The sequence below is a fragment of the Novosphingobium mississippiense genome, assembly GCF_044029535.1.
In the GTDB taxonomy this organism is placed as follows: Bacteria; Pseudomonadota; Alphaproteobacteria; order Sphingomonadales; family Sphingomonadaceae; genus Novosphingobium.
Genome location: NZ_CP147001.1, coordinates 3,480,947 through 3,502,866, shown reverse-complemented (window position 1 = coordinate 3,502,866; position 21,920 = coordinate 3,480,947). Strand labels below are relative to the sequence as shown.

Sequence of the window (21,920 nt, the reverse complement as noted above, 5' to 3'; positions counted from 1 at the left end):
CTCGCGAACCTCAAAACAACAGGATTTTCCGCATGGTGGAGCCGAAGCGCGCTTCGGCCGGTGCCGCTTCGCGCAGGCCCCGGACGAAGATCAATGCCGATCTCGCCAAGGGCGAGGACAAGTCCAACCGCCACTGGCGCGCCGAATTCCTGGCCGCGCTGGCCGAAACCTCGAACGTCTCCGCCGCGGCCGCCACCGCCGGCGTCCACCCGACACGCCCTTACAAAGTGCGTCGGCTGGAACCCGAATTCGCCCGCGAATGGCGCGGCGCCCTGCTGGAGGGATACGAGAACCTGGAAATGGAGATGCTCCAGCGCCTGCGCTTCGGCGAGGCGAAGGACGGCGACGTGAAGTTCGACAATGCCAATGCCCTGCGCCTGCTGGGCCTTCACCGCGAGACGGTGGCGCGCGAACGGGCCATGCGTGAGGATGAGGATATCGGTGCCGTGCGCGCCTCGATCCAGGCCAAGCTCGCCCAGCTTCGCGAACAGGTTACCGCGCGCCGCGCCGCCGAAGAGGAGCCCGGTCATGATCGAGGCTGATCCCCTGCAATGGCTGGTCACGGCCAAAGGCCCGGAAATCGAGGCGTTCATGGCCGGGCTGGACCGCAAGGAGCGGCGCGAATGGCGGTGGGACTGGGCGCTCCGCGCCCGGCCGTCGCAACGCGCCCCGGCGGGCGAATGGCGCGTCTGGCTGGTCATGGCCGGACGCGGGTTCGGCAAGACCCGCTGCGGGGCGGAATGGGTCCGGCTGGTGGCGGAAGAGAATTCCACTGCCCGCATCGCACTCGTCGCCGCGAACCTGGGCGAGGCCCGCGCGGTGATGGTCGAGGGTGAGAGCGGCTTGCTCTCGGTCGGCGCGCCGTGGCGGCGGCCGGTGTTCGAGCCTTCGCTGCGGCGGCTGACCTGGCCCAACGGGGCGCAGGCCACGCTCTATTCGGCGGCCGAGCCCGAATCGCTGCGTGGCCCACAGCACAGCCATGCCTGGTGCGACGAGATCGCCAAGTGGGACAATGCCGCCGGACGCGCCACGTCGAGCTGGGACAACCTTTTGATGGGCCTGCGTCTCGGCAGCGACCCCCGCGTGGTCGCCACTACGACGCCGCGTGCCATGCCGCTGGTCACACGCCTGATGGCCGATGCCGCCTCGGGCGAAGTCGTGGTCACGCGGGGCAGCACGTTCGACAATGCCGCCAACCTGCCCGCGCGGTTCCTTTCGGCGATGCGCCGGAATTTCGGCCGCAGCCTGCTCGGCCGGCAGGAGATCGACGGCGAACTGATCGCCGATATCGAGGGCGCGCTGTGGACGCGTGCCTTGCTCGAACAATGCCGCGAACCGGCCGCCCCCGAATGCAGCCGGGTGGTCGTCGGCGTCGATCCGCCCGCTTCGGCCGGCGGCGATGCCTGCGGGATCGTGGTGGTCGGGCTCTCGCCGGAAGAGACCGCGCATGTGCTGGCGGACGCCTCGGTCGAGAAAGCCGGCCCCGAACGCTGGGCCCGCGCCGTGGCGCAAGCGGCCGAGGCGTGGTCTGCCGATCGTGTCGTGGCCGAGGCCAATCAGGGCGGCGCCATGGTCGCCTCGGTCCTGCGCGCGGCGGAAATTTCACTGCCGCTGCGGCTGGTCCATGCCAGCCGGGGCAAAGTCGCCCGCGCCGAACCCGTCGCCGCGCTCTACGAGGCCGGCCGCGTCCGCCATGCTGGGCTGTTCCCGGCACTGGAGGACGAGATGTGCGGGCTGGTCGCCGGCGGCTCCTATCAAGGCCCCGGCCGCTCCCCGGACCGCGCCGATGCGTTGGTCTGGGCCTTGACCGAGCTGATGCTCGGCAGGGCTTCGGACCCGCAAGTCAGGCTGCCCTGAAAGACGTCAATCGCGGTTTCGGCCGCACCATCCCCATTGAAAGGAACCCCACGTGTCCTTCATCGATACGCTCGTCGCCGCCTTCAAGGGCGAGAGTGCCCGCGTGCCCTTGGCGCGGGGGCCGGCTTCGCCATGGTTCTTCGCCGATAGCGGCGGCGGGCGTGCCCCTTTCGAATATGCCACGGCAGTGCGCCGGGCCTATCTCGAAAACCCCGTGGCCCAGCGCGCCGTGCGCCTGGTGGCCGAAGGGATCGCAGGCGCGCCCCTGAAAGACGCCGACGCGCGCCTTCTCGCCCTCGTCGGTGAGACCAGCGGCGGCCAGTCGCTGCTGGAGACGCTGGCCTGCCACCTGCTGCTCCATGGCAATGCCTATGTGCAGGTGCTGAAGGACGCACGCGGCCGGCCGGTCGAACTCTTCGCGCTGCGTCCGGAACGCGTCACCATCGTTGCCGGAGAGGACGGCTGGCCGTCCGCCTATGCCTATGACGTGGCCGGACGCCGCCTTGCGATCCCCTTGCTGGATGAGGACGCCGCGCCCAACCTGATCCACATCCGCCACTTCCACCCGGCGGACGACCACTATGGCGCCGGCTGCCTTGCCGCCGCCGACGAGGCGATCGCCACGCACAACGCCGCCGCGCAGTGGAACCGCCAGTTGCTGGAAAACGCCGCCCGCCCCTCCGGCGCGCTGGTCTACGAGACGGAGGGCGGCAACACGCTGACCGCCGAGCAGTTCGACCGCCTGCGGAGCGAACTGACCCATGCCTATGCCGGATCGCACAATGCCGGGCGGCCGATGCTGCTGGAAGGCGGCCTCAAGTGGCAAGCCATTGCGCTGACGCCGGCGGACATGGACTTCGCCACGCTGAAGGCCGCCGCCGCGCGTGACGTGGCGCTGGCTTTCGGGGTGCCGCCGATGCTGCTGGGCCTGCCGGGCGACGCCACTTATGCCAATTATCGCGAAGCCAACCGCGCGCTCTGGCGGCTGACGCTGCTGCCGCTGGCGAGCAAGATCTTCGCGGCGCTCTGCGAGGGGCTGGCGCCCTGGTTCCCCGAAGGGTGCCTGGCCATCGACCTCGATCGCGTGCCCGCGCTTTCGGAGGACCGGGAGCGGCTCTGGGCGCAAGTCAACGCCGCCAATTTCCTCGACCCCGACGAGAAGCGCGCGCTGCTCGGCCTGCCCGAACGCCCGCCATCCGCGAAGGAACTGGAGAACAAATCATGAACCAACAGGACATGCTTGCCGGCCTGCTAGCCCAGGCGGCCTCCGAAGGTGGCGAACTGGTGACGCTGCGCGCCATCGTCGAGGAAGCCAGCGAGGTCGGCGCGCGACGGATGCTGACGCGCATCGGCCTCGACGATGCCACCGCGCCGAACGACCTTTCCGAATTGCGCGAACTGCTGCAGGCCTGGCGCGATGCCAAGGCGAGCGCCCGCGCCGCCGCCATCGGCTGGTTCGTGCGCGCGCTGCTCGCCGCGCTGCTGCTGGGCCTTGCCGTGCGATGCGGCACCACGGACCTGCTCCGTTGAGCGGCGACTTGCGCTTCGCCGGTTATGCCGCGCTGTTCGACCGGCGCGATTCCGGGCGAGACACCATCCGTCCCGGCGCCTTCGCACGCACGCTGGCGCAGCGCCGCGATCCACTGCCGCTGTTCTGGCAGCACCAGCCGGACTTGCGGATCGGCTGGGTCGAAACCGCGGCCGAGGATGCCCGCGGCCTGCGCGTCGTCGCCCGGATCGACAATCCGGACGGTGCCGCCGGGCTCGCCCTCAAGCGTGGCGGGGTGACCGGCCTGTCGTTCGGCTACCGCGCAATCGCCAGCCGCACCGGCGCGGAGGGGCGCGAACTGCTCGATGTCGAACTCTTCGAAGTCAGCCTGGTCACCCACCCGATGCAGCATGGCGCGCGGGTGCACCTGGTTTCCTGACACCCCTGCCCTCCCGATTTTCGACTCCCATTTCCGCCGCCCGATCGGCGGCTCCCAAGCGAAAGGTGAATGCCCCATGGAATCCACTCCCCCGGTCCAAGCGCTCGACGTCTCGTTCGACCTCGTTGCCCGTCAGGATGCCACCGATGCCGCCGTCGATGCGCTGCGCGTTGATGTGGACGAGGTGAAATCGCGCCTCGACCGCGTCGGCCGCGCCGCTGCCCGCCCCCTGATCGAAGGCGCGACCCCGGCGGCCAGCGTCGAGGTCAAGGGTTTCGTCGACGGTTACTTGCGCATGGGCCGCGAGACCGAGCTGAAATCGATGTCCGGCATGGTCGCCTCGGACGGCGGCTATGCGGTCCCGCGTGAGATCGATGCGCTGATCTCCAGCCGGCTCAAGAAAGTCAGCCCGATCCGTTCGATCGCCCAGGTCGTCCAGACCGGCACCGCCGGCTATCGCAAGCTGATCAATGTGGGCGGCACCGCCTCCGGTTGGGTGAGCGAGACCGGCGCCCGCACCGAAACTGCCACGCCCAGCCTGGCCGAGATCGCCCCGCCCACCGGTGAACTCTACGCCAATCCGGCGGCCAGCCAGGCCATGCTCGACGATGCCATGTTCGATGTGCAGTCGTGGCTGGCGGACGAGATCGCGATGGAATTCGCCCGGGCCGAAGGCGCCGCCTTCATCAACGGCACCGGCACCAACCAGCCGAAGGGCTTCCTGGCCGCGCCCACCAGCTCCGCCGACGATGCGGCCCGCGCCTTCGGCACGCTGCAGTTCCTTGTCTCCGGCAATGCCAGCGGCTTCGATACCGCGCCCGAACTCAAGCTGATCGACCTTGTCCACGCGCTGAAGGGCGGCCACCGCCAGGGCGCGAACTGGGTGATGAATTCGAAGACTTTGGCGGTGGTGCGCAAGCTGAAGGCGGCGGATGGTTCGTTCCTCTGGCAGCCCGGGCTGATGGACGGCCAGCCGAATCGCCTGCTGGGCTATCCGGTGGTAGAGGCGGAGGACATGCCCGATGTGGCCGCCAATGCCGTGCCGATCGCTTTCGGCAACTTCCGCGCCGGCTATCTGATCGCCGAACGCAGCACCACCTCGATCCTGCGCGATCCTTATACCAACAAGCCCTTCGTCAACTTCTACGCGACGAAGCGGATCGGCGGGCAGGTGCTCGATTCGGACGCGATCAAGCTGCTCAAGATCTCGGCCTGACGAGGGCGGATGCGCATCGGGGGGCCGCCTTCCTCTCCCCGATGCCCCGCTTTCGCGCAGGGGGCGGCCCGGCCGTCCGTCATTGGTCGCCCCCTGCCTTCATTTCCATTCTGAATCGGAGAAGCCCATGAACCGGGTCATCCTTACGCCGGCCGCGCTGCCGTCCTCGGCGCTTGCCGAGCTCAAGCAGTGGCTCGGAATTTCCACCGCACGCGATGACGCGCCGCTCTCGGCCCTGCTCGCCAGCGCGCTCGACATCTTCGAGGCTTTCACCGGCCAGATGCCCTTTACCGCCGATTGCGAGGAAGTGGTGGCCGCCCATGCCGGCTGGAACCCGCTTTCCACCCGTCCGGTGCAGGCGATCACCACGCTATCCGCGATCGCCGCCGATGGCACCCGCGCCGCTCTGCCGGCCGGCGCCTACGAAGTCGACCTCGGCGCCGATGGTTCGGGCAGGGTGCGCCTGCCCCTCTCCGTGCTGACGCCCGCAGGTGCAACGCGCGTCGCCGTGCGGTTCACCGCCGGGCTCGCACCCGATTGGGACGGCCTGCCCGACGCCTTGCGCCACGGCATGATCCGCCTGGCCGCGCACCAGCACCGCGCGCGGGAAGGCGACGGCGCCTCGCCGCTGCCTCCCGCCTCGGTCTGCGCGTTATGGCGCCCATGGCGGCGGATGCGACTGGCATGAGCAGACCGATGATCGCGGCAGACGCAGACAAGGCGTTCGACGCGCTGGCCCGGCGCCTCGCCACGCGGGCCGCCGCGCTCGCCACCGCCTATGCCGAAACGCAGGCGCTCATCGCGCGGGCGGACGAAAGCCGGTGGCGTCGCGCCGGACTGGTCTGGCCGCTTTTCGCGAAAGGATAGCCCATGGAAATCGCCCTTCGCGCGGCACTGGTCGATTGGCTGGCCACCGATCCCCTGCTCGGCGCCGAACTCAACGCCGTGGTGGAGGAAGCGCCGTCGCGCACCAGCCTGCCCTGGCTCGCCATCGCTTCCAGTGCGAGTGCCGACTGGAGCTGCAAGACCGCACCGGGCCGCGAGGTGCGCGTCGCGTTGGAACTCCACTGCCGGGGCGACGCGCCCGACACGGCGGCCATGCTTGTCGCCGCGATCGAAGGCAGGGTGGAAGCGCTGCCGCGCGATCAGGCCGCGTTTCGGATCGTCGGCATCCAGTTCCTGCGTGCCCGCGCCGAACAGCGCGGCGAAAGCCGCCGCGCGATCCTGCTCGAATATCGCTTCCGCCTCATGGCCGAATAAGTCCCTACCCTGCGCCATGCCGAAAATACCCTCCGTCAGCGCTTCGCGCTGCCACCTCCCCGTGCCGGGGAGGACACCATCCCATCGAAAGGAGCCTCATCATGCCCGCCCAGAACGGCAGCGCCTTCCTGCTGAAGATCAGCGATGGCGCCACCCCTGCCACCTATCAGACCGTCGCCGGCCTGCGCACCACACAGATGTCGGTGACCGGAGACACCGTGGTCGTCACCAGCAAGGACAGCGGCGGTTGGCGCGAACTGCTTTCGGGCGCCGGCGCGCGTGCGGTCTCGGTCAGCGCGGCAGGCATTTTCCTGGGCAGCACGGCCGAAGCGAAAATCCGCGCCAACGCGATGGCCGGAACGCTCGACGACTACGAGTTGAGCTTCGAGGACGGCGACCGGCTGCGCGGCAAGTTCCTTGTCCAGCGGCTGGACTATGCTGGCGATTTCAATGGCGAACGCAACTACACGCTCCAGCTCGAAAGCTCGGGCCGGGTTGCCTCGGCATGACTCCGCGGCCCAATCCACTGCGGGGCGAAGCCCTGCTGGAGATCGCCAGCACTGCGCATCTGCTGCGCCCCAGTTTCACCGCGCTGGTCGCCGCCGAAGAGGAACTCGGCCCGCTTTTCGCCCTCGTCGAGCGGGCCGGTGCGGGCCAGTTGCGGCTTTCGGAACTGGCTGCGCTGTTCTGGCACTGCCTCGTCCATCGCGAAGGGCTGACGCGTGACGCCGTGGGTGACGCCGTGGTGGCGCAAGGCCTGGCCGCCTGCGCCGCGCCGCTGCGCGTGCTGCTCGGCCAGATCCTGAAGGGCGCGGCGTGACGGGCGATTTCGCCAGCGCCGCACTGGCGCTCTGCCCACTCGCCGCCCGCGCACTGGGCTGGCGGCCACGGGATTTCTGGGAAGCGACGCCAGCCGAACTGGCCACCGCATTGGGTGAGCCGAACGGCGCCGCGCCGGGTGACGTGACGGCCGGGATCGACCGGCAGACGCTCGAAAAGCTGATGGAGCACGATCATGAGCGATGAAATCGACAGCCTGCTGGTGGACGTCCGCGCCAGTACGGATGGCTTCGCACGCGATATCGCGACGATGCGATCGAGCATCGACGGCGATCTCGTCGGCGGCTTCACGCAGGCCGGGCAAACGCTGGAAAAGAGCCTGACCGGCGCGATCCGGCGCGGCAGCCTGGGCTTCGACGACCTCAGGCGCGTGGCGACCAGTGCCTTGGCCGAAATTGCCGCGCAATCGGTGCAAAGCCTGTTCGCCGCGTCAAGCAGCGGCGGAACCACCGCTGCCGCGACCACAACTGGCCTTTCCGGCCTGTTCTCCAGCCTGCTTGGCCTGCCTGGCCGCGCCACCGGCGGCAATGTCTCGCCCGGACGCGGCTATTTGGTGGGGGAGCGCGGGCCGGAAATGTTCGTGCCCACATCGGCCGGGCGGATCGAGACCGGCAATGTCGGCGGGGCCGGGTCCGCCGGCCGCGACGTGCGGGTTGCCATCAATCTCACCAGCCCGCGCGGAAGCAGCGCGCCGCAGTCGCTCCAGCGCTCTTCGCGCCAGGTCGCCAGCGCCGTGCGCCGCGCCCTCTCCACCCGCTGATCGGAGTAAGTTCCATGGCATTCTGGCTCGCGAAAAAGCGAGAAGGGCAGACGAGCGACTGGATTCAGCGCTTCGATCCGCGTTTCTGGACGGTCAATTTCCCGCGCCCGATGATGGCCACGGTGATCTCGACCGGGCCAGATTCGCTGCGCGTCGATGCCGCGTTTCTGCGCAAGGGCGATCTGGGCGGGCTGATCTGGGAAAGCGAGGATCGGCACGACCATCCATTGCTCGCCTACAAGACCGACCGGGATTATGCGTACACCTCGCTCCGCTTTCGCTGGCGATCCTCGGGCGTGCTGCCGCTCAACGACGTCTATGGCCCCACGCTGACGGTGGAGGGCCGCGATCAGGCCGGCAATGCGCGAACCTGGTACGTGCGCCTGTGGAACTATGCCCAGGGCACGGGCGAGGATGCCGTGATCACCCTGCAATTCTCGCAGCTGGACGGCGGCTTCATGTTGCCGTCGCAGGCCGATCCGGTCTGGCCCAAAGCGATCGACCGGCTGTTCATCTCCTTCGCGCCGCCGGGTTACGACGGCAGCGCCGATCCCTTGCCGGCGGAGGCGGAAGGCTGGATCGAGATGAGCGAGATCCGGGCCGACGGCGGGCGAGCCATGCTGGAAATCGGCGACGTGATCGTGCCACCCCACGGCCTCGCCATCGCCACCGGCTTCGACGATCAGGGCGTGCAGACCCCCGCCCGGCTGATCCGCAATATCCTCCAGCTCGGCTATCGCGGGTCGGTGGTGCACTATGTCGGCATGAGCCACTATTTCCGGCTCGCCCACGGGCCCGACGGCTATCTGCTCGCCCCTAAGATCGACGCCGGGAACGATCCGCTGAACGCGCCCTGCCGCGCATGGCACCGGGCCTTTTTCGCCGAATGCGTCGATCACGGCCTTAGCCCGGTGGCCTCGCTTTCCTACGAGGCGCTGGACGAGCACGTCCCGCAGGACTGGAAGCAGCGCGATCTGGACGGCAATCCGGCGCTCACCGGCTGGTATCCGCCCTCTACCCTGCTGTCGCCGGCCCATGCCGCGGCCATGGCATGGCTGCAGTCGGTGAGTGCCGCGATCGCCGGCCTGATGATCGCCGCCGGCGCGCCCGTGCGCTTTCAGGTGGGGGAGCCGTGGTGGTGGACATTCGCCGATGGGCGCATCTGCCTCTACGACGCCGCCGCGCGGGCCGCGTTCGGCGGATCACCGCCGGCCATTCACGACATGCGCGCGGCGCTGGACGCCAGCCAGAAGGCCCTGCTCGATGCGGCCGGGGCGTTGCTGGCGCAATCGACCGCAGCCCTGATCGCTGCCGTTCGCACGGCCGCCGCCGGGCAGCCGGTGGAGGCACTGGCGCTGGTCTTCACGCCCACGCTGCTCGATCCCGCCATGCCGGAACTGAGGCGCGCCAACCTTCCGCTCGGCTGGGCCGCCCCCGCGTTCGACCGCCTGCAGGTGGAGGACTACGACTGGCTCACCGCCGGGGCCGACGCGGCACGGCGCCATGCCTATCAGGTCATCGACCAGCGGCTGGGCTATCCGGCCGAGGAACAGGATTATCTGGCAGGCTTCGTCCCCGACGCCGAAAGCGCCGACCGATGGCGGCAGATCGATGCCGGGATCGACGAGGCGCTGACCCGCGCGCCGCATGAGATCGTGGTCTGGGCACTGCCACAGATCACGCGCGACGGCTTCGTGCGCCTGCCGCTCCCCACGACCGACAGTTCAGGAATCAACGCCATGCAGGCATTCGACGATGTGCCCTATCCGATCGCATTGGGCCGCGACGCCACCGTGACTCCCGAATTCTCGACCACGATCTCGGTCACCGCATCGGGCTTCGAACGGCGCAACAGCCTGTGGTCGAATGCGCGGCTGCGCTTCGACGTTGGCCCCGGCGTCCGATCCGACGCCGAACTGGGTGCGCTGATCGCTTTCTTCCGCGCCCGGCGCGGCCCCGCGCGGGGCTTTCGCCTGCGCGATCCCAGCGACTTCAGTTCGAACGGAATGACAGGCGTGCCAACCGCGATGGACCAGACCATCGGAACCGGCGATGGCCTTCGATCCGACTTCGCCCTGGTAAAGCACTATGGCAGTGGTGAGGCCGCGCAGGTCCGGCGCATCACCCGCCCCGATTTCGCCACCCTGCTCGTTTCGATAGACGGCAAGGTTCAGGCGGGGAATTGGTCGCTTGGCGAGATGGGGGTGGTGCGGTTCGCTTCCGCTCCCGCTGCCGGATCGGCGGTACGCGCCGGCTTCCAATTCGACGTGCCCGTGCGCTTTGCCGCCGACAGTCTGGACATCGCCGGCGCCGCCTTTGCCGCGGGCGAGGCCCCGAGCGTGCCCGTGGTCGAAATCCGGGAGGCGTCATGACCCGGACCTGGTTTTCTTCCGACCTTGAAACGGTCGCAACGTTCTGGCGCCTGCTGCGCCGCGACGGCGTAACCCTGGGCTTCACCACGCACGATGCGGACTTGTGGTTCGACGGTGTGCTGCATCGGGCATCGCCCGGCATGGTCCCCTCATCGATCCGCAAGTCTGCGGGGTTGGAGGCGGACAGCGCCGAAGTGCAGGGCGCCCTCGCGCACGAGGCGATTACCGCTGCCGATCTCACCGCAGGCCGGTTCGACGGGGCGGCGGTGCGCATCGGCCTGATCGACTGGGAAACGGGGGAATCGCAGCTTCTCTATGCCGGCACCCTGGGCTCGATCGGCACGCAGGATGACGGCTTTTCGGCCGATCTCACATCCCGCAAGGCGGAACTGCAGCGCGATCCGATTCCACGCACCAGCCCGTCCTGTCGGGCCGGCTTCTGTGGACCCGGCTGCAATCTGAACGCCCGGGCCTTCACCCGCGAAATGCGCGCGACCGGCGTCGACGCCCTGGCCAACACCGTAAGGTTCGACGCCCTCCCAAGCGCGGCACGCCACACCGGCGGCACGCTGCGCTGGATCGATGGGCCGATGGCGGGGATCGAAATGGGCATCATGGCCGTCAACGCCGAGGGCGCCGTGATGGTCGACGCCCCCATCGACGCAGACATACCCGCCGGGGCCCGTGCGCGCCTGCGCGAAGGGTGCGATCATACGCTGGACACTTGTGCGTCGCGCTTTGGCAATGCGCTGAACTTTCGCGGCGAGCCCTTCCTACCGGGCAACGACCTGCTCACCAGCTATCCCACGCCCTCGTCGTGACCAGCGGAACGGAACTGGCCCGGGCCGCCAGTGCGCTGGTCGGCGTGCCGTTCCTGCTCCACGGGCGCGATCCCCGGATCGGCCTCGATTGCGTCGGCGTTCTGGCCGTGACGCTGGAAGAGACGGCGCGCCTGCCGAACGGCTATCGGATGCGCGGGGGAGACCGCGACAACGCCGCGCGTCTTGCCGCGACGCTGGGCCTCGAACCGGCCCACGGCCTTCCTGCAGCCGGTGATGTCCTGCTGCTGAAGCCCGGCCCTTGCCAGCACCATCTCGCCATCGCGCTGGATGCCGAAACAATTGTCCACGCCCACGCCGGCCTGCGCCGCGTCGCCCGCACGCCGCTTCCCGTCGAGTGGCCGATCCTGGGGCACTGGCGTCTCCATTCTTGAGGAATCGACATGGCAACTCTCGTTTTCAGCGCGATCGGCAACATGGTGGGCGGGCCGGTCGGCGGGGCCGTGGGATCGTTGGTCGGCAACCAGTTCGATACGGCAATCTTCGGCACGCCCAATCGGCAAGGCGCGCGCCTCAAGGAACTGGACGTCACGACGTCGAGCTATGGCCAGCCGATCCCCCGGTACTTCGGGTGGATGCGCGTGGCCGGCCAGATGATCTGGGCAGCCGACCTTGTCGAACACAGCGAAGTGCTGGGCGGCGGCAAGGGCGCGGCAACGGTCACGAACTACAGCTACACCGCCAGCTTTGCGGTGGCGCTGTCCAGCCGGCCGATCCGCGATCTCGGCCGCATCTGGGCGGACGGCAAGTTGCTGCGCGGCGCAGCGGGGGACCTGAAGACAACCGGCGCCTTGCGCATCCACACCGGTCACGGCGACCAGCCGGCCGATCCGCTGCTGCTGGCGGCGGACGGCAATCGTAGCCCCGCCTATCGCGATTTTGCCTATGTGGTGTTCGAAGATCTGGACCTTGCCGATTTTTATAACCGCATCCCGTCGCTGACCTTCGAGATCATGGCCGACGATGGCTTCGATCTGGCCACCGTGATGGGAGACGTGATCGAGGACATCGATGCAGCGGTTCCGCTGGACGGTTTCGTCGGCCTGTCGAACGATGGGCCACTGGCGGACACGATCCAGATGCTCGATCCGGTGCTTCCGCTCGACGTCGATTGCGCTGGCGAACGGCTGGTGATCGGGCGTGGCCAACTGCAGGCATCGCCGGTCAGCCTGGGGGAGGCCGCCGCGGCGGTAGATGACGACGAATTCGGCACGGCAACGGGCTTTGCCCGACATCGCGCGCAAGTCACCGACCAACCGGTGGCGGCGTTGCGGCATTATGAACCCGCCCGCGATTATCTGCCCGGGATCCAATACGCCACCGGGCGTTCCGCGCCCGGCCAGCCCCGCGTGATCGAACTGCCCGCAGCGTTGGGTGCCGCCGATGCCCGGGCCCTGATCGAACGCACCGCCCGGCGGCTCGACTGGAGCCGCGATACCGTGTCCTGGCGTACGGCCGAACTGGATGCCGCCATTGCCCCCGGCGCGCATGTCCTGGTCCCGGGCGTCGCCGGCACCTGGCGTGTGCGGGCGTGGGAGTGGCGCGATACCGGGGTGGAAATTTCCGTGGAACGCGTCGCGCCAGCAACGGCAGACGCCATCCCCGTACCACCCAGCGATCCGGGGCAGGTCCATCCGCAAGTCGACCTTCCGCTGGCGACAACACTTCTTGCTGCATTCGAGCTTCCTTTCGATCCCGCCAGCGGCACCGCAGCCGGCCAGGCGAGGCCCTACGCCGCCGTCTCTTCGGCCCAATCGAACTGGGGCGGCGCGGCGCTCTATGCCGATCGCGGCGACGGGCAATTGCAGCCGCTCGGCCCCAGCGGCCGAACGCGCAGCATGATGGGCAAGGCGATCACGGCTCTGGCACCGGGCAGCAGTCTGGTCTTCGATCGGACCTCGCGCGTGACGGTGCGGATGGCCGAACCGTCGATGCAGCTTGCCACGGCAAATGCACGCCAGTTGGCCGAAGGTGCCAACCTCGCGCTCCTGGGCAACGAGCTGCTCCAGTTCGCACGGGCGACTTCGCTGGGCGATGGCTCATGGTCACTCGAAGGTTTCGTGCGCGGCTGTGGCGGCACGGAGGCGGGAATTGCCGGCCACGCCGCTGGTGAGGAATTCGTGCTGATCGATGGACGGGCCACCGCCATCGATCCTGCGGCGCTGGGAACCGCCGCCACACGCAACGTGGTCGCCATCGGGCGCGGGGACGGCGAAGGCGTGCGCGCATCCCCAAGGCTCGCCGGGGTCACCCTGCGCCCCCTGTCCCCGGTTCATCCGCGCCTGACGGTCACCTCGGACGACGTCTGGCGCATCGAATGGACACGGCGCGCGCGTGGGATGATGCCGTGGCAGGACGGCGTCGACGTTCCGCTGGTCGAGGAAACGGAAAGCTATCTCGTGACGTTCGGCCCCATCGACGCGCCGATCGCGATGTGGACGACCGGACAGCCCTGGATCGAATTGCCCGCGATCCTCCGCAGGCAACTCGCGGCGCAATCGCCGGGGCAGTGGCTGCACGTTGCCCAGCAGGGAACTTACGCCCTCTCGGACGCTGTTGCCCTGGTTGCGCTGAACTGACGTTTCCCGCCCACTTTCAACTACCTCATGCAAGGCCAGGACATGACCGATCCCATCGCATTCGATAGCATCACATCGCGCTTCGCCCTTCCGCTGCTCTACACCGGGCAGGCGCACAAGGAGGCCTTCGTCAACGAAGCGCTGATCCGGACGGACGTGCTGCTGCACTGCGCCGTCGAGGGCGAACGCGCCACACCCCCCGAAAATTCCGAAGACGGACGGGCCTGGATCGTCGCCGACAGCGCATCGGGCGACTGGTCCGGACGCGACGGCACGATCGCCTGCCGCGCCGCCGGCAACTGGATCTTCATCACCCCGCGAGACGGCATGCGCGTGTTCGACCGCTCTTCGGGTCGCGACAGGCTGTTTTTCGGTTCCTGGAGAAAAGCTTCCGCAATCCCGGAACCGGTTGGCGGTTCGACCGTTGATGGGGAAGCTCGGGCTGCCATCACCAACTTGGTGGCGTCCCTGCAAGCCGTGGGTATCCTGCCTTCGGCGTGACCGGCGCCAATGCAACTGGGGTGAACAAGATGCCGTCGATTTCGAAGAACGGAGTCACAAGACGGTGCCAAGGCCCCGAAAACGCGACATTCTTGCAACACATGTCGTCATTGTGCGCTTGCACGCAGTTTGTTGTGGGGGTAGACACTTACGGCACTCGGTGGCTCCAAATCTCTTAGTAGGGGAAACGTATGAGGAAACTCGTCATCGGACTGGCGCTGGCTTCGACAGCTATCGCCACGCCCGCGTTCGCGCGCGACGACGCTTGGTATCTGGAACTCGATTTCGGCGGCATGATCGTCGAAGACGCAAGCGCCAAGATCAATGGTGTCAGCCATGCCGGCGATTATGACTTCAAGACCGGCTTCGATGGCGGTGGCGTGATCGGTTATGACTTCGGTGGGTTCCGTCTGGAAACCGAAGCCAGCTACCGTCAGGCCAAGATCGGCACGTACACTGACGCCGCTGGCCCGCTGAAGGGTACCGGCAACGCCAGCAACCTGTCGTTCATGGTCAACGGCCTGCTCGACTTCGGTCCCGACGACGGCCTTCAGGGCTTTGTCGGCGGCGGTGCGGGCGTCGCTCGCGTCGACCTCGACAATGTCGACGATTCCGACACCGGTTTCGCCTGGCAGGCTCTCGCCGGTATCCGCGCGCCGCTCAGCTCGCACGTGGACCTCGGCCTGAAGTACCGCTTCATGAACGTCGACAACGTCAAGGTCGTCACCACCGCTGGCGACGATCTGAAGACCCGTTGGCGCTCGCACTCGCTGATGGCGACGCTGGCCTACAACTTCGGCGAACCGGCTGCTCCGCCGCCGCCGCCGCCGCCGCCGCCGCCGCCGCCGCCCCCGCCCCCGCCCCCGCCGCCGCCGCCGGTGGTCTGCAACAAGGGCCCGTACATCGTGTTCTTCGATTGGGACAAGGCTGACGTCACTCCGGAAGCCGCGACCATTCTCGACAGCGCGATCACGGCATACGGCAACTGCAACAGCGTTCCGATCATGCTTGCCGGTCACACCGACCGTTCGGGCTCGCCGAAGTACAACATGGGCCTCTCGGCTCGTCGTAACGACTCGGTCCGCGCTTACCTGACCAGCCACGGTATCCCCGATGGCGCGATCACCAGCCAGGCCTTCGGCGAAACGCAGCCGCGCGTTCCGACCGCAGACGGCGTGCGCGAACTGCAGAACCGTCGCGTCGAAATCACTTACGGTCCGGGCTCGGGCATGTAAGCGAACCGGCAACGGTAGAGATTGGGGGGTCGGAGCAATCCGGCCCCCTTTTCTTTTGCCTGCCTCACGCCCAAACAGTGGGCTCCAAAGAAAAGGCCCCGCTCTTCACGAGCAGGGCCTTTTCCTTTTGCCTCGATCGGACGGTGATCAGGCCGCGTAGGGTGTCGTATCCACCAAACCTGCCTCGGCAAAGCCTGCCTTGCGCAAGCGACAGCTGTCGCACAAGCCACAGGCGCTGCCGTCGGGCTGCGGATCGTAGCATGACCAGCTCATCCCGGCCTCCAGACCCAACCTGTCCGCCTCGCGCGCGATATCGGCCTTGCCCATGAACTGCAGCGGCGCATGGATATTAAACTTCGTTCCCTCGTCACCGTCCTTGGTGGCAAGAGTGGCAATGTTCTCGAATGCCGAAATGAACTCGGGCCGGCAATCCGGGTAGCCGGAATAATCGAGAGCATTCACGCCGATGAAGATATCGGAAGCGCCAATCGCTTCTGCCCATGCCAGGGTCAGGGAAAGGAACACCAGATTACGCGCCGGGACATAGGTAACCGGGATACCCGGCTCCAACCCGTCCTTGGGAACGTCAATCTCGTCGGTCAGTGCCGATCCGCCGAACTGGCGCAGATCGAGCGGAAGGATGACGTGGCGCTTTGCACCCAGTTCCCGGGCGATATGCCGGGCCGCGTCGATTTCCCGGCGATGCCGCTGGTTGTAGTCAATCGTCAGGGCATTGATCTCAAAACCGGCTTCGCGCGCAAGGCCGGCCGAAACCATGGAATCTAGACCGCCGGACAGGAGAACAACCGCCTTACGGGGCGATGTGGAGGGAGAGCTGTCTTGCATGTCCACCGCGCTAGGCTTTCCCACGCGCGATGACAACCATCAGCCGCCGCAGTGGCCTACGTGGCGCCCTTCGGTGGCGAAAGCGAAAGGCCGGCCATTGGCGATGCCCTGGCTGTCGATCTGGACGAGAGCATTGGTCTCCCGCCGGATATGCGTACGACCATAGCCATGACCCGGACAAGTGTACTGCACCGTCACCTCATTCGCCTTGTCATCGACGACCACGGTGCTGCACGCCTCGCCAGGATGCTGAAGCTGGATGAGTTCACGCCCGCCACGCAGGCACAGCTTACCGGCATCACCCAAGCCGCGAAGCTCCCAGCTTCCACGCTCAAGCTGATCCAGCAGGGCCAGAGGCTTCTTCTGCGCCATGCCCGGCACGGCAGCGGTCAGGCCAATACACACAAGTCCGGCCATGCCTGCTTTGACCGCCACGCCAAGGACGGAGCTTCCGTACAATCGCGACATCTGGCCTTCCGTCATGGTCATGGCAGCCTCCTAGACCAACCTGACAGGCTCCCACAACCGCCGGCGAAGACGGTCAGGCCGGAATATGCAGGATTTTCGAGCAGAAGGCGCAATCCACCGGGATCATGCCGGTCTCATCACGCATGTCCAACCGCTCAGCCTCGGGAAATCGCGACAGGATTTCGCGATAGTATTCCACCGTGCATCGGCACCCGCGCTGAAGCGGAAGCAAGGGCTCTACCCTGACTTCGTCTTCCTCATGGAAGATCCGCCAGACGAGTTCCTCCAGATTGAGCACGGGGTCGACCAGTTCTTCCGGCCGAATGCTGCCGGCCATGACGGCAACATGCTCCCAATCCGGGTGCTGGTCCTGCACATGCAGGCGCTCACGCCCTTCTTCCCCATCCGGGAAATGCTGGACCAGAAGGCCGCCCGCCACGCAGCGAGGCTCGTTCGAGCGCACCGACACCCGGATCAGGGTCGGCACTTGTTCGGACTGTGCGAAGTACGTTTCGCACGCCTGCGCCAGCGATTCCCCTTCGAGAGGAACAATGCCCTGATAACGCGCACCGGTGGCCGCGAGATCGAAAGTGATGGCGAGATAGCCCGTCCCGAAAATCGCTTCGAGCGAACAGCCTTCCTCCAACGCTTCGGCAAGATCCGGATCGTGACGCAGATATCCGCGCAGTTCGCCATTGCGATAGTCGCAGACGAGCAGGTCCACCGCGCCACCTTCGGCCTGCGCCTGGAAGGTCAACTGCGCATCTTCATCCTTCAGCAGCGATCCCATCAGCGCCGAAAGGACCAGTGCTTCGGCCAAAACGTGCTTCACGACTTTCGGGTAGGTATGCGCCGAAAGCACGGTTTCCAGCACTGGGCCAAGCCTGACCACCCGGCCGCGCGCATTGCGCGACGGCACGGTGAACGCCAGCACGCGATCGAAGCCGGTATCGTCGCTGCGGATGGACAGGTCGTCGCTCACAGCTGGCCAAGCGCCCACAGCAGCACCGACTTCTGTGCGTGGATGCGGTTTTCGGCCTCATCCCACACGACCGAATACGGCCCGTCGATCACCTCGTCCATCACTTCCTCGCCACGGTGTGCGGGGAGGCAATGAAGGAACTTCGCACCCGGGGCGGCCTTGGCCATCAGGGCAGCATTGACCTGATAGGGCTGCATCGCGGCGATGTGCTTTTCGCCACCAGCCTGCCCCATGGAAACCCAGGTATCGGTAACCACGACCTGCGCGCCGGCAACCGCTTCATCGGCGCTGTGCGTCAGGATGACTTCGCCGCCGGCGGCACGGGCACGCTCGACGAACGCCTGATCCGGCTCATAGCCGGCCGGTCCGCCGATACGGATCGTGAACTTCATGAGCCCCGCCGCCTCGATGAGCGAATTGGCGACATTGTTGCCATCGCCTAGCCAGGCCATCTGCAGGCCGGGTAAGGCGAAGCCGTGCTCGACGATAGTCAGGAGATCCGCGACGATCTGGCAGGGATGCGAAAGGTCCGTCAGGCCATTGATCACCGGAACGTCGGCGTAATGGGCCAGTTCCTCGATCTTGGCGTGATCGTCGGTACGGATCATGATCGCATCGACCATGCGGCTGAGCACGCGGGCCGTATCGGCGATCGTCTCGCCCCGCCCGATCTGCGTGCTGCCGGCCTCCATGATCATGGCGCTGCCACCCAACTGGCGCATCGCCATGTCGAACGAAACGCGCGTCCGGGTCGAGTTCTTTTCGAAGATCATGGCCAGAACATGGCCCGCCAGCGGCGCATCCGCATCCGGACGCGCCTTCGGCCAAGCCTTGCGCGCCGCCTTGCGGTCGATGGCGTCGTTGATCATCGCCGCCAGCGCATCACCGCCGGCATCACCCAGGCTGAGGAAATCCCGCTGCATCATACCACCTCTTCAGGTTGATAGCTCGCAGCCGCGGCAGACAGCTTTTCCATGAACTCATCCATATGGCTGTCGTCGATCACCAGTGGCGGCAGCACGCGAACCACGTTGTCGCCGGCCGAAACCGTAAGAAGATTGTGATTGTCGCGCATGTGGGCCACGAAAGCACGCGGTTCGACCTTCAGCTTCAGGCCAATGAACAGACCCTTGCCGCGAACCGAATCGAACAGTTCCGGATAGTTGCCGATGAACTGTTCAAGGCGCGCCATCAGGCGCTCGCCCTTGGCGCGAACGTCGGCGAGAAATTCTTCGTTCGCAACGGCATCCAGCACGGCGTTGATCGCCGCCATTGCGAACGGGTTGCCGCCATAGGTGGACCCGTGCGTGCCGAACACCATGCCGCGCGCGGCCTTTTCGGTTGCCAGGCACGCGCCGACGGGGAAGCCGCCGCCGATGCCCTTGGCCGTCGACATGATGTCGGGCAGGATGCCGTACTGTTCGTAGGCATAGAAGGTACCCGCGCGGCCAACGCCACTCTGCACTTCGTCGAGCACCAGCATCAGGTCATGCTCGTCGCAAAGGTCGCGCAGTCCCTGCATGAACTCTTGCGAGGCGATGCGAATGCCGCCCTCACCCTGGATGGGCTCAACGAGAAAACCTGCGGTGTTCGGGCCGATCGCCGCCTTGGCCGCTTCGAGATCGTCGAATTCGACGTACTTGAAGCCCGGTAGCAGCGGCAGGAAGCCCTTGTGCATCTTCTCCTGATTGGAAGCGCTGATCGTCGCCATCGTGCGCCCGTGGAAGGCGTTATTGAACGTGATCAGTTCATACTTCTCGGAATTGCCGACATGCTGGTGATAGGCCCGCGCGGTCTTGATCGCGCATTCGACAGCCTCGGCACCCGAATTGGTGAAGAAGACGGTATCGGCAAAGGTCAGGTCAACCAGCCGCTGCGCCACTGCTTCGCCCTGCGGGCTGCCGTAGAGGTTGGACACGTGCATCAACGTTTCAGCCTGCTGCTGAATCGCACCGATCAGGCCCGGATGCGAATGTCCCAGCAGGTTCACGGCAATACCACTCGCGAAATCGAGGAATCGGCGACCGTCTTCACTGATGAGATGGCAGTGCTCGCCGCGAACGGGGCGGACGCCGCACCGGGGGTACACGGGCATCAGTGGCGTAATCGACATGACGTTATTCCTCGAAACGAATCAGTGAAGCGAAAAAGATCGGGAATCGGAAAACGACAAATGGCGGCCCTATCCGGACCGCCATTTGCGCGCTTCTATGCTTTTGCATTACCCCGGTCAAACCACCGGGGAGGTGCAGGCTAGATCAACCCTGGAGCGCCGAAAGGTTGACCGCCGAGTACTTGCCTCGTCGATCGACCTCGATATCGAACTCCACGCGATCGCCTTCGTTGAGGCCCGCAAGGCCCGAACGTTCGACAGCGCTGATGTGCACGAATGCATCCGGCTGGCCATCATCACGGGTGATGAAGCCGAAGCCCTTCATGGAATTGAAGAACTTGACCGTGCCGCTGGCCTTTTCACCGGTCAGCTGACGCTGCGGCGCAGGTTCGCGCTTCTCAACAGGGATCACGTCGCCAAGGATGACGAGTTCGCTGGCCGAAATCTTGCCGCCGCGATCAACCAGCTGGAATTCGAGCTGCTGACCCTCGGCAAGACCTTCAAGGCCCGCACGCTCGACCGCGCTGATGTGCACGAACACATCATCGCCGCCTTCTTCGCGCTGAATGAAGCCAAAGCCCTTGGCGCCGTTGAAGAACTTGACGACGCCCTTGCCCTGGCCAACGACCTGAGCCGGCATTCCGCCGCCACCGCCGCCGCGCGGGCCGCCGAAGCCGCCACCGCCGCCACGTGGGCCGCCGCCGAAGCCGCCGCGATCACCGCCGCCGAAGCCGCCACGGTCACCACCGCCGCCACCGAAACGGTCGCCGCCACCGAAGCGATCACCGCCTCCGAAACGATCCTGCCCGGCGAAGAACGGATCGAATTCGTTCTCCCCGAAACCACCATCGCGCTTGTCGCGTCCCCTTCCGCGACGACCTCTGTCAAAACCCATGTCTACGAACGTACCTTCGCTGCGCCCCAAAAAAAGCATTCACCCGAACACGTGGACGAACCGTGCCGACCGTCAGACAAACGGAAGAGACGCAACTCTCCCGCCACCTGCAATGCCGAGTCATACACGAGTCATATGGGCAAGGCGAACACAATTACGCCTCTTTTTGCGACCGTGTATCCGAAAGGCCGCATTTTGACGGGGTCGGCGCCCCTATCTTGTCGAAACTATGTGCTTGACGCAGACGAATTTCAGGCTCAACCGCGGCCACACCGCTGCTCATGCGTGGGAGTTTCACAGATGTTTCGCCAGGTCACCGAATCCGTCTTCGCCAGTCCGCAGATCGGGATCGAGGCTATTGCCGAAGCCAAGGCGCTGGGCATCGTGCGAATCATCAACAACCGCCCCGAAGGCGAGAGCGACGACCAGATTCCCGGGGACGCAATCGAAGCGGCCGCGCGTGAAGCGGGGATGGACTACGTGGCGATCCCGGTAACTCACGCCGGTTTCAGCCAGGCACAAGTGGACGCGATGGCGCAAGCGCTCGACAGCGCCGAGGGCCCGGTTCTCGCCTATTGCCGCTCCGGTACGCGCTCAACGCTGCTCTGGGCGCTGGCGCGCGCCAAGGCTGGTGACAATCCTGCGGTGATCGCCTCGAAGGCCGCCGCGGCCGGCTATGATGTCACCCCCGTCCGCCAGCTGATCGAGATGCTCTCGGCCGGCGGCTGAAATCCCGGGCGAGCCGGCGGTTTCGCTTACAGCGCGATATCGCCCTGCTCGCCGGTGCGCACGCGCAATACTTCGGCCAGATCGAAGACGAAGATCTTCCCGTCGCCTATCTCGTCGGTGCTCGCGGTGTTCCCGATGATCTCCACCACCGTCCCGGCGAAGGCGTCGGACACCGCGATCTCCAGCTTGATCTTGGGCACCAGGCTCGAGGAATACTCCGCGCCGCGATAGATTTCGGTCTGGCCCTTCTGGCGGCCGAAACCACTCACTTCCGAAACCGTCAGGCCGGAGACGCCCGCGCTGGAGAGCGCGTCCTTCACTTCGGCGAACTTGAACGGCTTGATGATCGCGATGATGTATTTCACGCCCATCTCCCTGGCCGGGTGAGTGATGCGTGCAACATCACACAAAGCCCTCCCCATCTCAAAGAAAAATGGGCCGGAGCGGCTGGCTCCGGCCCTTGAGTTTGTGTTCGCAGGAGGAACACCGGTAGGCGGCAG

General features: G+C 66.4%; 27 protein-coding genes. 20 read left to right on the top strand and 7 right to left on the bottom strand.

The window, feature by feature from the left end; genetic code table 11:
- Positions 1–32 precede the first annotated feature (32 nt).
- From WBP06_RS16640 to WBP06_RS16550, 19 genes are all read left to right on the top strand, one after another.
- The gene (locus WBP06_RS16640; protein ID WP_395329969.1) at positions 33–542 is read left to right on the top strand and encodes a hypothetical protein; all 510 of its coding nucleotides are present in this window, start codon (positions 33–35) and stop codon (positions 540–542) included.
- Complete coding sequence (locus WBP06_RS16635; RefSeq protein ID WP_395329967.1) at positions 529–1,857, top strand: DNA-packaging protein; 1,329 nt, start codon at positions 529–531, stop codon at positions 1,855–1,857. The genes WBP06_RS16640 and WBP06_RS16635 overlap by 14 nt, the downstream gene beginning before the upstream one ends.
- A 52-nt stretch (positions 1,858–1,909) precedes the next feature.
- Entirely contained in the window at positions 1,910–3,082 is a 1,173-nt protein-coding gene (locus tag WBP06_RS16630) for a phage portal protein (RefSeq protein WP_395329965.1), read from the top strand.
- Positions 3,079–3,387 carry a DUF6127 family protein gene (locus WBP06_RS16625; protein WP_395329963.1) on the top strand — a complete coding sequence of 103 codons (309 nt, stop codon included), beginning with the start codon at positions 3,079–3,081 and terminating at the stop codon, positions 3,385–3,387. Before WBP06_RS16630 ends, WBP06_RS16625 begins: the two co-directional genes overlap by 4 nt.
- Complete coding sequence (locus WBP06_RS16620; RefSeq protein ID WP_395329961.1) at positions 3,360–3,785, top strand: HK97 family phage prohead protease; 426 nt, start codon at positions 3,360–3,362, stop codon at positions 3,783–3,785. The genes WBP06_RS16625 and WBP06_RS16620 overlap by 28 nt, the downstream gene beginning before the upstream one ends.
- Before the next feature lie 76 nt (positions 3,786–3,861).
- Positions 3,862–5,001 (top strand): phage major capsid protein, encoded by a 1,140-nt coding sequence (locus WBP06_RS16615; RefSeq protein WP_395329959.1) that lies wholly within the window; start codon positions 3,862–3,864, stop codon positions 4,999–5,001.
- A 127-nt stretch (positions 5,002–5,128) separates the two neighbouring features.
- Positions 5,129–5,689, top strand: coding sequence for a hypothetical protein (locus WBP06_RS16610; protein WP_395329957.1), 561 nt, complete (start codon positions 5,129–5,131; stop codon positions 5,687–5,689).
- Complete coding sequence (locus tag WBP06_RS16605; RefSeq protein ID WP_395329955.1) at positions 5,686–5,868, top strand: hypothetical protein; 183 nt, start codon at positions 5,686–5,688, stop codon at positions 5,866–5,868. Before WBP06_RS16610 ends, WBP06_RS16605 begins: the two co-directional genes overlap by 4 nt.
- Before the next feature lie 3 nt (positions 5,869–5,871).
- On the top strand, positions 5,872–6,261 hold the full coding sequence (locus tag WBP06_RS16600) for a DUF3168 domain-containing protein (protein WP_395329953.1): 390 nt from the start codon (positions 5,872–5,874) through the stop codon (positions 6,259–6,261).
- 101 nt (positions 6,262–6,362) lie between these two features.
- Positions 6,363–6,770, top strand: coding sequence for a phage major tail protein, TP901-1 family (locus WBP06_RS16595; protein ID WP_395329951.1), 408 nt, complete (start codon positions 6,363–6,365; stop codon positions 6,768–6,770).
- A complete protein-coding gene (locus WBP06_RS16590) occupies positions 6,767–7,081 on the top strand; it encodes a gene transfer agent family protein (RefSeq protein WP_395329949.1) in 315 nt (104 codons plus the stop codon). Before WBP06_RS16595 ends, WBP06_RS16590 begins: the two co-directional genes overlap by 4 nt.
- Complete coding sequence (locus WBP06_RS16585) at positions 7,078–7,287, top strand: phage tail assembly chaperone (protein WP_395329947.1); 210 nt, start codon at positions 7,078–7,080, stop codon at positions 7,285–7,287. Before WBP06_RS16590 ends, WBP06_RS16585 begins: the two co-directional genes overlap by 4 nt.
- Positions 7,277–7,861, top strand: a complete 585-nt coding sequence (locus WBP06_RS16580) for a tail tape measure protein (protein ID WP_395329945.1) — start codon at positions 7,277–7,279, stop codon at positions 7,859–7,861. The genes WBP06_RS16585 and WBP06_RS16580 overlap by 11 nt, the downstream gene beginning before the upstream one ends.
- Before the next feature lie 14 nt (positions 7,862–7,875).
- Positions 7,876–10,233, top strand: a complete 2,358-nt coding sequence (locus WBP06_RS16575) for a TIGR02217 family protein (protein WP_395329944.1) — start codon at positions 7,876–7,878, stop codon at positions 10,231–10,233.
- The gene (locus tag WBP06_RS16570) at positions 10,230–11,054 is read left to right on the top strand and encodes a DUF2163 domain-containing protein (protein WP_395329942.1); all 825 of its coding nucleotides are present in this window, start codon (positions 10,230–10,232) and stop codon (positions 11,052–11,054) included. The genes WBP06_RS16575 and WBP06_RS16570 overlap by 4 nt, the downstream gene beginning before the upstream one ends.
- Positions 11,051–11,446 carry a hypothetical protein gene (locus tag WBP06_RS16565; RefSeq protein WP_395329940.1) on the top strand — a complete coding sequence of 132 codons (396 nt, stop codon included), beginning with the start codon at positions 11,051–11,053 and terminating at the stop codon, positions 11,444–11,446. The genes WBP06_RS16570 and WBP06_RS16565 overlap by 4 nt, the downstream gene beginning before the upstream one ends.
- A 9-nt stretch (positions 11,447–11,455) precedes the next feature.
- Positions 11,456–13,651 carry a phage tail protein gene (locus tag WBP06_RS16560; RefSeq protein ID WP_395329939.1) on the top strand — a complete coding sequence of 732 codons (2,196 nt, stop codon included), beginning with the start codon at positions 11,456–11,458 and terminating at the stop codon, positions 13,649–13,651.
- A gap of 42 nt (positions 13,652–13,693) precedes the next feature.
- Positions 13,694–14,152 (top strand): DUF2793 domain-containing protein, encoded by a 459-nt coding sequence (locus WBP06_RS16555; protein ID WP_395329937.1) that lies wholly within the window; start codon positions 13,694–13,696, stop codon positions 14,150–14,152.
- A 191-nt stretch (positions 14,153–14,343) separates the two neighbouring features.
- On the top strand, positions 14,344–15,387 hold the full coding sequence (locus WBP06_RS16550) for an OmpA family protein (RefSeq protein WP_395329935.1): 1,044 nt from the start codon (positions 14,344–14,346) through the stop codon (positions 15,385–15,387).
- Between the two features lie 147 nt (positions 15,388–15,534).
- Here the strand turns inward: WBP06_RS16550 and queC are convergent, their stop codons facing one another.
- The 6 genes from queC to WBP06_RS16520 form a co-directional block, all read right to left on the bottom strand.
- Entirely contained in the window at positions 15,535–16,233 is a 699-nt protein-coding gene (gene queC, locus WBP06_RS16545) for a 7-cyano-7-deazaguanine synthase QueC (RefSeq protein WP_395334229.1), read from the bottom strand.
- 39 nt (positions 16,234–16,272) lie between these two features.
- Positions 16,273–16,722, bottom strand: coding sequence for a hypothetical protein (locus tag WBP06_RS16540; protein ID WP_395329933.1), 450 nt, complete (start codon positions 16,720–16,722; stop codon positions 16,273–16,275).
- A 52-nt stretch (positions 16,723–16,774) separates the two neighbouring features.
- Positions 16,775–17,683 carry an Hsp33 family molecular chaperone HslO gene (locus WBP06_RS16535; protein ID WP_395329931.1) on the bottom strand — a complete coding sequence of 303 codons (909 nt, stop codon included), beginning with the start codon at positions 17,681–17,683 and terminating at the stop codon, positions 16,775–16,777.
- Complete coding sequence (argF, locus tag WBP06_RS16530) at positions 17,680–18,606, bottom strand: ornithine carbamoyltransferase (protein WP_395334227.1); 927 nt, start codon at positions 18,604–18,606, stop codon at positions 17,680–17,682. The genes WBP06_RS16535 and argF overlap by 4 nt, the downstream gene beginning before the upstream one ends.
- Positions 18,606–19,796, bottom strand: a complete 1,191-nt coding sequence (locus WBP06_RS16525; protein ID WP_395329929.1) for an aspartate aminotransferase family protein — start codon at positions 19,794–19,796, stop codon at positions 18,606–18,608. The genes argF and WBP06_RS16525 overlap by 1 nt, the downstream gene beginning before the upstream one ends.
- Before the next feature lie 145 nt (positions 19,797–19,941).
- Complete coding sequence (locus WBP06_RS16520; RefSeq protein WP_395329927.1) at positions 19,942–20,691, bottom strand: cold-shock protein; 750 nt, start codon at positions 20,689–20,691, stop codon at positions 19,942–19,944.
- A gap of 300 nt (positions 20,692–20,991) precedes the next feature.
- On the opposite strand from WBP06_RS16520, the gene WBP06_RS16515 reads away from it, so the two are divergent.
- Positions 20,992–21,420 (top strand): TIGR01244 family sulfur transferase, encoded by a 429-nt coding sequence (locus WBP06_RS16515; protein WP_395329925.1) that lies wholly within the window; start codon positions 20,992–20,994, stop codon positions 21,418–21,420.
- A 26-nt stretch (positions 21,421–21,446) separates the two neighbouring features.
- Here the strand turns inward: WBP06_RS16515 and WBP06_RS16510 are convergent, their stop codons facing one another.
- Positions 21,447–21,785 carry a P-II family nitrogen regulator gene (locus WBP06_RS16510; protein WP_395329923.1) on the bottom strand — a complete coding sequence of 113 codons (339 nt, stop codon included), beginning with the start codon at positions 21,783–21,785 and terminating at the stop codon, positions 21,447–21,449.
- Positions 21,786–21,920: the final 135 nt, after the last annotated feature.